The organism is Mesorhizobium sp. M0771 (genome assembly GCF_040320155.1).
Classification (GTDB): domain Bacteria; phylum Pseudomonadota; class Alphaproteobacteria; order Rhizobiales; family Rhizobiaceae; genus Mesorhizobium.
In genome coordinates this window covers 1-9,048 of record NZ_JAMYPC010000046.1, presented here as the reverse complement: position 1 = coordinate 9,048, position 9,048 = coordinate 1, and the positions used below count along the sequence as shown (strand labels likewise).

Annotated in this window: 8 protein-coding genes; 2 read left to right on the top strand and 6 right to left on the bottom strand. The window is 64.9% G+C overall.

Going from position 1 to position 9,048, the window contains the following annotated elements:
* Nucleotides 1–277: 277 nt before the first annotated feature.
* Both NKI05_RS31625 and leuD read right to left on the bottom strand, forming a co-directional pair.
* Entirely contained in the window at nt 278–1,201 is a 924-nt protein-coding gene (locus tag NKI05_RS31625) for an Ivy family c-type lysozyme inhibitor (RefSeq protein WP_023694555.1), read from the bottom strand.
* Nucleotides 1,202–1,265: 64 nt separating this feature from the next.
* The gene (gene leuD / locus NKI05_RS31620) at nt 1,266–1,871 is read right to left on the bottom strand and encodes a 3-isopropylmalate dehydratase small subunit (RefSeq protein ID WP_023694556.1); all 606 of its coding nucleotides are present in this window, start codon (nt 1,869–1,871) and stop codon (nt 1,266–1,268) included.
* 167 nt (nt 1,872–2,038) lie between these two features.
* Between leuD and NKI05_RS31615 the strand changes: the two genes are divergently transcribed.
* Both NKI05_RS31615 and NKI05_RS31610 read left to right on the top strand, forming a co-directional pair.
* Complete coding sequence (locus tag NKI05_RS31615; RefSeq protein ID WP_023687647.1) at nt 2,039–2,464, top strand: GNAT family N-acetyltransferase; 426 nt, start codon at nt 2,039–2,041, stop codon at nt 2,462–2,464.
* A 144-nt stretch (nt 2,465–2,608) separates the two neighbouring features.
* Nucleotides 2,609–3,340, top strand: coding sequence for a DUF72 domain-containing protein (locus NKI05_RS31610; RefSeq protein WP_023816094.1), 732 nt, complete (start codon nt 2,609–2,611; stop codon nt 3,338–3,340).
* A gap of 209 nt (nt 3,341–3,549) precedes the next feature.
* Here NKI05_RS31610 and NKI05_RS31605 read toward each other — a convergent pair whose 3' ends face one another.
* The 4 genes from NKI05_RS31605 to NKI05_RS31590 are packed head-to-tail and all read right to left on the bottom strand — an operon-like array spanning nt 3,550 to nt 8,555.
* Entirely contained in the window at nt 3,550–4,716 is a 1,167-nt protein-coding gene (locus NKI05_RS31605; protein WP_023706810.1) for an NAD(P)/FAD-dependent oxidoreductase, read from the bottom strand.
* A 29-nt stretch (nt 4,717–4,745) separates the two neighbouring features.
* On the bottom strand, nt 4,746–6,341 hold the full coding sequence (locus NKI05_RS31600; protein ID WP_023683814.1) for a sensor histidine kinase: 1,596 nt from the start codon (nt 6,339–6,341) through the stop codon (nt 4,746–4,748).
* A complete protein-coding gene (locus tag NKI05_RS31595) occupies nt 6,329–7,024 on the bottom strand; it encodes a response regulator transcription factor (RefSeq protein ID WP_023683813.1) in 696 nt (231 codons plus the stop codon). The genes NKI05_RS31600 and NKI05_RS31595 overlap by 13 nt, the downstream gene beginning before the upstream one ends.
* Before the next feature lie 4 nt (nt 7,025–7,028).
* Nucleotides 7,029–8,555, bottom strand: a complete 1,527-nt coding sequence (locus tag NKI05_RS31590; protein WP_023816095.1) for a DUF4153 domain-containing protein — start codon at nt 8,553–8,555, stop codon at nt 7,029–7,031.
* Nucleotides 8,556–9,048 lie beyond the last annotated feature (493 nt).

Here is a 9,048-nt window from a genome sequence, read left to right as displayed (position 1 = left end):
CGCCAAAATCTCCATGCCTTGCGATATCGCTGGCGCGAACCACCACGAAAGCGCAAGTTTCAGTCCATGCCAAAGCTATCTTAGCGCCTATGCCCTCAAGGGGGGAGATTAGCAGTTCGGACGCCTTTCTCGCTTTCCACATTTGCGATTGGCGAAAGCCAGAGTGACGTCTGATCTCCCCCCTTGAGCGGGAGATGCCCGGCAGGGCAGAGGGGGGTGTGACGGATCGCGACGGAACAAGCATGAACACCGATTGTTCGCCGCGCTGCCGCGAACTCTAGTTCCCCGACTCCTGCGCCTTGTCCATTGCTTCCTTCACATCCGCAGGCCAGGTCTTCACGTCAGGCCACGCCTGCGGCTCGCCATTGTCGCCGCGCCGGGCGAAGTAGAGCGTGTGCTTGGCCGGGTCGACCGCCATGAAACCGTCATTGCTGCCGCATGCGTGCGGCACGCAGCCGGTGGCGTAGAAGGCGCCCGACGCCGTCTTTTCGGTGCCGCCGCCGACCAGCAGGCTGGTCGCCATGTCGGGCATGGTGTCGCCGAGTAGCGTCTGCGCCGCCTTGTAGACGGCCTCATTGTGGAAGGCGTCGATGATGTTCTGGTATTTGGCCGGATCGACGTCCTTCCAGTCCGTACCCGGCTCCGGCGCGTAGGTCAGGTCGCCCGAGATCGTCAGCCCGTCGCTGGGCGACCATTGCAGCGCTTGCTTCGTATCGCCCGGCAACAGATACGGCACGAAAAAGATGGCGTTGTCGGCCACCGCCGCCGGCGGCGCGCCGCATTCGTCCTGTTCGACCTTGAGGCTTTGTATCTCGCCGCCTTCCGGCTTCCAGACGATGACCTTGGCCGGGCCGCACTGGTTGCCGCCGTCGCCGACATCGACCAGCGCCACGTCGACGCCGCCGACCTTGACTGTTCTGTCGAAGAACACGTCGTAATTGCTGGCCAGCTGCTTGCCGTCATAGGCCAGCACCTTTTCGCCATCCTGCTCCGGCTGGGTGATGGTCAGCTGCCCGCCCTCGAACGGGACCGGCCCCTGGCTGTCATCGTCCGCCAGGGCCGCATTGCTCGACGCGCCCGGATCGGCGGCGGACGGATCTTCTGCCGGCACGAGGACCGTGTCGGTCTGTGCTTGCGCGCCGGCCACCGGCATCAGCATCCACGCCAGCGCGCAGGCGCCGGCAAGAAGAAAACGTGTCATGACTGTCCCCTCCGTTCAGCCGCCACGAACCCGGCTTTGTGGCGGCCGGGCCATCTCGTACCACTCAGGCCCAAGGACGCTCGGCAGCGTTCTTCTTCTCGAACGAGGCGATGGCGCCGGCCTTCTCCATGGTCAGGCCGATATCGTCGAGACCGTTCAGCAGGCAGTGGCGCTTGAAGTCGTCGAGGTCGAAGGTGACCACGCCGCCGTCGGGGCCGCGGATTTCCTTGGCCTCGAGGTCGACCGACACCGTCGCATTGGAGCCGCGCGAGGCGTCGTCCATCAGCTTCTCCAGGTCTTCGGGGCTGACGGTGATCGGCAGGATGCCGTTCTTGAAGCAGTTGTTGTAGAAAATGTCGGCGAACGACGTCGAGATGACGCAGCGAATGCCGAAATCGAGCAGCGCCCACGGCGCGTGTTCGCGGCTCGAACCGCAGCCGAAATTGTCGCCGGCGACCAGGATCTGCGCCTTGCGGTAGGCTGGCTTGTTGAGCACGAAGTCGGGGTTTTCCGAGCCATCGTCCTTGTAGCGCATTTCGGCGAACAGGCCGCTGCCGAGCCCGGTGCGCTTGATCGTCTTGAGATAATCCTTGGGGATGATCATGTCGGTGTCGACATTGACGATCGGCATCGGTGCGGCGACGCCGGTGAGCTTGGTGAATTTTTCCATGGCTTTTGCCCGTTCTTGATCGATAATTCGTTGCGTCAGGGTTTGCTGGCGCCCGGTTTACACAAAGCCGCCGGCAAATAAAAGGCAACTGTTGGTGCGCGGCCCCGATCGAAAGATCGGCGCGGCACTGTCTTTAAAACCAGCTGCCGTTGGTGCACCTTACGCCCATGACCGCACAATCGAAGATTATCTATGCCCGGGAGCCTGAGCTCGACGTCGCCGAATTCCGCCGCGTGCTGGTCGAATCCACGCTCGGCGAAACACGCCCCGTCGATGACGACGCCCGGCTGCAGGCGATGCTTTCGGCCGCGAACCTGGTGCTGACGGCGCGGCTCGACATCGAAGGCAGGCCGCTGATAGGCGTTATCAGGGCCATCACCGACTTTTCCTGGGTGTGCTATGTCTCAGAGCTCGCCGTATCCCAATCTGCGCAAGGCCTCGGCATCGGCAAGGGCCTGATGGACGCGGCCCGCCGGCAGCTTGGGCCTTCGGTCGCCATCAGCCTGATCTCGATGCCCGACGCCGTCGGCTTCTATGAGCGTATCGGCATGACGCGAATGGCCGACGCGTTCTGGTTCTCCCGCGAGGGCTAACGAGCGTCGAGCGCAATTGCCGATCGGGTTGGGCAGTCAAGGCGGGCAAGGTTCTCGGCAATGCGGAACGGTGTTCAGGACACCGCGGAGCAACGCCTCCTTTGTCGCCCTTGACCCGCGCTTCATCCGGTCCAAATCCGCAGGATGGGAAATCGCCGATCTCTGATAGGCACCGCCGGCTGGGGAATTCCGTCTCGATACAAGGCTGACTTTCCGCAATCCGGTTCGCATCTCGAACGTTACGGAAAACGCTTTCCGGCCGTCGAGATCGACACCACGTTCTACAAGCCGCACCGCCGCGAGACCTATGAGCGCTGGGCGCACGCCGTGCCGGAGCACTTCCGCTTCGCGGTCAAGGCACCGAAGAACATGACCCATGATCATCGCCTCGCCGATTGCGAGGGGCTGACGGAGGACTTTCTCGGGCAGGTCGAAGGTCTCGGCGAAAAGCTGAGCGTGCTTCTGGTGCAGCTGCCGCCGAGCTTGCCCTTCGAGCCGGAGGTCGCCGGCGGCTTCTTCGACATGTTGGGCAGGCGTATCCGGGCAAGGCTGGCATGCGAGCCGCGCCATCCCACCTGGTTCAGTGCCGAGGCGGACGCACTGCTGGCCGGTCACCAGGTCGCACGGGTCGCCGCCGACCCGGCTTCGGTTCCGGAGGCAGCAGGGCCAGGTGGCTGGCCCGGCCTTGCCTATTTCCGCTGGCACGGCGCGCCGCGGATCTACTATTCGGGTTACGATGCCGAAACGCTCGACCGGTTTGCGCGGCAAGTGGAAGCAGCGGCAGTTTCCGGCGCAGAGGTCTGGGGCATTTTCGACAACACGGCCGCCGGGCATGCGCTGGGCAACGCGATGGCTGTCAGTGCGATGGTTGCTTAGACTCTCGCGGGACAGCACCCCCCTCTGGCCTGCCGGCCATCTCCCCCGCAAGGGGGGAGATCAGATGCCGCGACCGTTTTCGCCAATCTCCGACGTTGCAAGAATGGCGCCTTCGCCGAAGCTGCCATCTCCCCCCTTGCGGGGGAGATGCCCGGCAGGGCAGAGGGGGGTGGGCGGGAACTCGACAGAGCGATCCTATTCCGCCCGCCTCAAATCACGTTCAATTCCCGAAACGCCCGACCTTCGGCCACCCGTTCGTACCCAAACGCCGAGCAATCCACCGTCCGATACCCGCCATGCACCAACAACTCCGCCAGCGCCTTGCCGACGGCCGGCGCCTGCTGCAGGCCGTGGCCGGAAAAACCGTTGGCGAAGATGAAATTCTCGACCTCGGGATGCGGTCCGATGACCGCGTTCTGGTCGAGCGTGTTGTAGTCGTAATGGCCGGCCCAGGCGCGGGTCGGCTTGATTGCTTCGAAAGCCGGAATGCGGGTTGCCAGCACCGGCCAGATCACCTCTTCGAACAGCGGCCAGTCGACGCCGAAATCCCGGGGGTCGGCGGGGCCATCGCCCTCCTCCGGCTCGGCGCCGCCGGTGAGATAGACCGAGCCTTCCGGCCGGACATAGATGCCGGATGGGTCGACCAGCAGCGGCATGTCGGCGTATTTTTCCCGCGCCTCGAAGACGAAAACGTTGCGCTTGCGCGGCTCGACGGGCAGCACGAGTCCCGCCATGCCGGCCACCCTGCCGGCATTCGGCCCGGCGGCATTGACGACGATGCCGGCTTGCAGTCTTTCGCCATTGTCGAGGTCCACGCCGGTGACGCGGTTGCCCTGCCTCTCGATGCCGGTGACGTCGGCGGCGATGAAATCGATTTGTCTGTCGCGCAGCGCCTTGCGGAACAGCGTCAGCATCGCATGAGCGTCGAACCAGCCCTCGCCGCTGCGGCCGAAGGCGCCGGCGCTGATGCCTTCCGTCGACAGCCACGAAAAGCGCTTTGCCAGCTGGTCGGCATCCTCGAGCAGAATGTTGGCGCCCTCGGCGACCTGCGCCTCGTGGTTGGCTTTCAGGATCGGCAACCCGGCCTCGCCGGCCAGGATGAGATAGCCGCCCTCGCGAAAGCCGATATCGGCATCGGCGCCGAAGGTCTCCTTCAGCCGCCGGAACAGGTTTAGCGTGAACTGCGACAGCCGGATGTTTTCCGGGATCGAGAATTGCTGACGGATCGAGGCCATGGACAGCGTCGTTGCCGCATGGGCGAATTGCGGATCGCGTTCGATCAGCGCAATCGAGCCGGTAAAGCCTTCCTCGCGCAGATAATAGGCGACAGAGGAGCCGACGATGGCCCCGCCGATGATGACAATGTCGTAGCGCACGTTTTCTCCGATCCGGCCGCCGGTATGCTTCACGCCGCCGGCACAATGATCTCGAAGCGCGTGCCGCGTCCGGAGTCAACCAGCGCGATCGTGCCATCATGCGCTTTCAGGAGGGCCAGCACGATGCCGAGGCCCATGCCGGTGCCGCCGGACTCACGGCGCGTGGTGAAGAACGGCTCGAAAATGCGGGCCCTGTTGCTCGGCGAAATACCGGCGCCGTCATCGCTGACCGCAACGGTCGCCTTGCCGTCGGCGGTGGCCGCAGAGAGAAGAACCTGGGTGGCTCCGTGCCTGGCCGAATTGTCGATCAGATTGGCAAGCACGATCGCCGCATTCTCGGCTGATATCCGCAGGCCGATTTCGCCACCCGCCTCAATGTTGACCGCCAGCCGGCCATCGACCGGAAGCAGCGCCAGCGCTGCATCGAGCGATGTGCTTTCGCCGCTCGGCGCCAGATTTTCGGCGCGCGCCAGGTCGAGCAGGCGACGCACCAGCAGATTGAGCCGGCCGGCGTCATTGACGATGTTGCCGGAGAACCGCTTGCGCTCGGCGGCATCCATCGCCTCGCCGGAATCGCGCAGCAGCTCGGCCGCGCCCTGGATCGCCGTCAGCGGCGATTTGAGCTCGTGCGAGACATGGGTGGCAAAAGTCTGGATGCTGTCGGAGCGCGCTTGCAGCTTTTCGGCCATGTCGAGAAAGGCGGCGGACAGCTCCGCCATTTCGCGCGTGCCGTGATGGTCGAGCGGCCGGATCGCGTCGCGGTCGCCGGCGGCGATGCGCCTGGTGCGCTCCATCAGCGCGTAGATCGGCCGGCTGACGGTGCGCAGGAAGACCAGCGCGATCAGCAGCGTGCCGAACAGCATGGCAATGGCCGCCAGCGTCACCTTGCCGCGTTCGCCATAGAGATGTTTGACGATGTTGTTCGGCGTCCGGGAGAGATAGATCACGCCGGCGACGTGGCCAGCGACCGCAATCGGCATGGCGACGAAGACACGAACTTTCGTGCCGCGGCTGACCGAATAGAGCGGCGGCGGCGGCTGATCGGGGATTCGTTGCCTCAATGCGCTGGCATAGCGGCCGGCAAGGGCCTCGCGCACCTCCTCGACATTGGCCAGGGATAGTCCGACCTCGTCGCGCCCGGCAATGACGACGCCCTTGGGATCGAGCAGCCGGAAGCCGGCCAGCGTGGTTTTTTGCGTCGTGTCGAGAATGCCGGACAGTCGCGCGCCGATGGCCGTGAAGGCTGGATCGGTGGCGGCGGCAATGCCGGCGGGCCGGGTCGGCAGCAAATAGTCGGAGGCGAGATCGAGGGTAGGCTCGATCGGCTGGTAAGGCGTGTCGTCGCCGCGGCTGGCTTCGCCGCTGTCAGCCTGCATCGGCACCCCAAGCTTCTCCGGGGCAATGGCGGCGTCACTGATATTCTGCGCATAGATGGCGGCGATGACGGCGCCTTGCGCGATCAGCTCGCCCTCGGTCTGGCGGATCAGCTGGTTTTCGTAGAGCCGGAAGAAGAACAAGCCGACCAGCGGCAGCGCCAGCACCATGATGAGGATGGCGAGAACCACCGTGGCCAGCCTTGGCCGCCATTTGGTGCCGATCCATTTGGCGTCGCTCAGGCGCCGCATCGGCCGAGCCGGAAACCGACGCCATGCACGGTCTCGATGGCGTCGAGACAGCCCGCCGCCGCCAGCTTGGCGCGGATGTTGCGGATGTGGCTGTCGACGGTACGGTCGGCGACATGGATGTTGGCGGCATAGGCGCTGGCGACCACCAGGTCGCGCCCCAGCACATGCGCCGGCCGCGCCAGAAATCCCTTCAGGATCGAGAATTCGATCGCCGTCAGCGCCAGCGCCTTGCCGTCGAAACTGGCGCCGTGGCTGGCCGGCACCAGGCTGAGCTTGCCATGCGCAAAGGCCCTGTCATCGGCCGGATCCGGCGCCAGCGGGCGGGCGCGACGCAGGATGACATTGACGCGCGCCACCAGTTCACGCGGGCTGAACGGTTTCGTCACATAGTCGTCGCCGCCCATCTCCAGTCCAAGGATACGGTCGATTTCTTCGTCACGCGCCGACAGGAACAACACCGGCACATCGGAGCGTTGTCTGAGCCGCCGGCAGACCTCCAGCCCGTCCATCTCCGGCATGCCTATGTCGAGCACGACGAGGTCGGGCTCGCGGCGCTCGATCGCCTGCAAGGCGGCCGCGCCGTCGGCCACCGCTTGCGTCTTCATCCCGGCCTTTTCCAGCGCAAAGCAGATGACCTCGCGTATGTGCGGATCGTCGTCGGCGACCAGGATCTGATGCGGCATGGATCTAACGGTCCGGCACTGAAGGTTGCGAGGGCTGGGTAGGGGGAGGAAGCACGAGCGGACCTCTCTTGTCGAGAACCTGCACGAGCCTCCAGCCGCGAAAGCTCCAGGCGCGCCACTGCTTCTGCTCGGCGATAGTGTCGTCGATCATCATTTGCTCGGCCAGATAGGTGGTTTGGTTTCCGAATTGGTGCATGTAGAGGCGGTCCAGCGCCGGCATGGCGGCAGCGCCGAGCGAGCGCAGATATTCGGTATCGATAGGCGTGCCGTCACCGGTCATTTCAAGGGAATGGTCGACATTGAAATTGGCGATCGTTGCGGCGAAGTTGATGAAGCAGCAGACATAAAGCGTCGCCGATAGCGTCGCAAGATTGGCGGAGAGCAGCCATTCGTTGGATTTTCCAACCGCGATGCGGGCAATGATCAGTGCAAGCCCTGACGCCACCAACCCCATCCAGACGAAGGCGGCGATGCGCCAGTAGGTCAGTGCATAGACGCCGATATAGAGATCGAGCCTGAGAATCGACGAGATGACCAGCACGATGTTCTGCGCCACCCAGGCATAGACCAGCCGGCGGATCAGCGGATCGCCTGAGGTTTCGCTGCCCGGCCGCAGCGCCGCCAGCACGAAGCCGGCGGCCAGCAGCGCGGTGGCGATCAGTGGATAGGCGCCGCGATGCGCATAGGCGGCATAGCTCAACCCGTCCGGCAGGGCGACCCCACCCCAGAGATAGGCTGCGTCGAGCCCGGTCTGCAGCGCAAACAAGGCGTTGAAGACGATCAGCGCGCGCAGGATCGCGGCCTTGCCGAAGACGACGGCCTCGATCGTTGTCGCTGGTTTAGTCGCGGCCGGTGCGGCCACGGCTGCAGGCGGCGTCAAAGGTGGAAGGCGGCGCGGGAAACGCGGCAGGCGAGGCCGCAGGAAAGCCCAGACGCCGGCGATCACGAACAGCCAGAAGACGATCCGCGCCAGCTGGATGAGATCGAGCAGCTTCATCAGGTCGATCAGCGACAGCCAGTATTCGATGACCGGATTGGCGGCGCCGAACAAGAACAGGAACACCGCGCCCAGCGTCACCGGCATGACCCAGACGATGATGGACGCCAGGCGGATGCGGCGGCCGCCAAGCCGGCGCACCGTGCGGCGCCATTGGAAAAAGTCACGGATAAGGCGCAGCGGCGCCGCCAGCAGGAACAGCGCCACCTGGCCGGCAATGCGGGCGATGCCGTGCCGTAGCCGCCCGGACAGGGACAGCGCAAACACCACCAGCGCCACGACAGCTATCGCCACCGACAGCGGGCTGACGTTCTCGGCCAGCGGCAGCAGCGCGACGAACAAAGCGGCCGGCTTGAGCCAGGGTCGGGTGGAATTCAGCGCGGCAGGATGCACAGCGACCACCGCGCCGGCGATCAGGATGGCAAACAGCAGCACCGTGATCCCGGCGGGCTGGCCGTAAAAGAAAAAATCCGCCAGCGCCACGAGCAGGACGGCGATGCCGAAGCGGCTGGAAAAGCTTGCAAACGATGTCATGCGCGGATTTTCCTGATGGGCTGGGTCCGCTCGGCCGGTGGGCGGATAAAAGGGAGCAGGCTCGCTTCCAGGTAAGGGCGGGCCGCCGCCCGGGGCGGATCGACCAACCACCAGCTTTCGCTGCGCAGGCGATAGGGCAAGGACCAAAGGTGAGCGTTTCGCTGTTGCATGCCGCTGTTGTCGCGGGCTCGCATGGAAACGGCGGGGCGGAGCGGAGGAGGTTTTCCGCAGGGATGTGCAGTTTTCGTGCAGGACCTGTGCTTACGGCCGGGGCGCTCCCCCCCATCTTTCCGGACGTTGGCGCTGTCCCAGCCAGGCTCCTTTCCTCTCCCTCCGGAGGGGGGAGAGGTGGCTCGGCGAAGCCGAGACGGAGTGGGGGAACCACCTGGCAATCGCCGCGAACGGACATCGGAAGGGCACTGAGCGCATGGGTCGACCCCCACTCCGTCGAGCTTCGCTCGACACCTCTCCCCCGATCGACGGGGGAGAGGAA

What these genes read in the sequence shown, in the direction of transcription:
- NKI05_RS31625 (WP_023694555.1), bottom strand. Translation starts at nt 1,201, where the DNA reads ATGACACGTTTTCTTCTTGCCGGCGCCTGCGCGCTGGCGTGGATGCTG.
- leuD (WP_023694556.1), bottom strand. Translation starts at nt 1,871, where the DNA reads ATGGAAAAATTCACCAAGCTCACCGGCGTCGCCGCACCGATGCCGATC.
- NKI05_RS31615 (WP_023687647.1), top strand. Translation starts at nt 2,039, where the DNA reads ATGACCGCACAATCGAAGATTATCTATGCCCGGGAGCCTGAGCTCGAC.
- NKI05_RS31610 (WP_023816094.1), top strand. Translation starts at nt 2,609, where the DNA reads ATGGGAAATCGCCGATCTCTGATAGGCACCGCCGGCTGGGGAATTCCG.
- NKI05_RS31600 (WP_023683814.1), bottom strand. Translation starts at nt 6,341, where the DNA reads ATGCGGCGCCTGAGCGACGCCAAATGGATCGGCACCAAATGGCGGCCA.
- NKI05_RS31595 (WP_023683813.1), bottom strand. Translation starts at nt 7,024, where the DNA reads ATGCCGCATCAGATCCTGGTCGCCGACGACGATCCGCACATACGCGAG.
- NKI05_RS31590 (WP_023816095.1), bottom strand. Translation starts at nt 8,555, where the DNA reads ATGACATCGTTTGCAAGCTTTTCCAGCCGCTTCGGCATCGCCGTCCTG.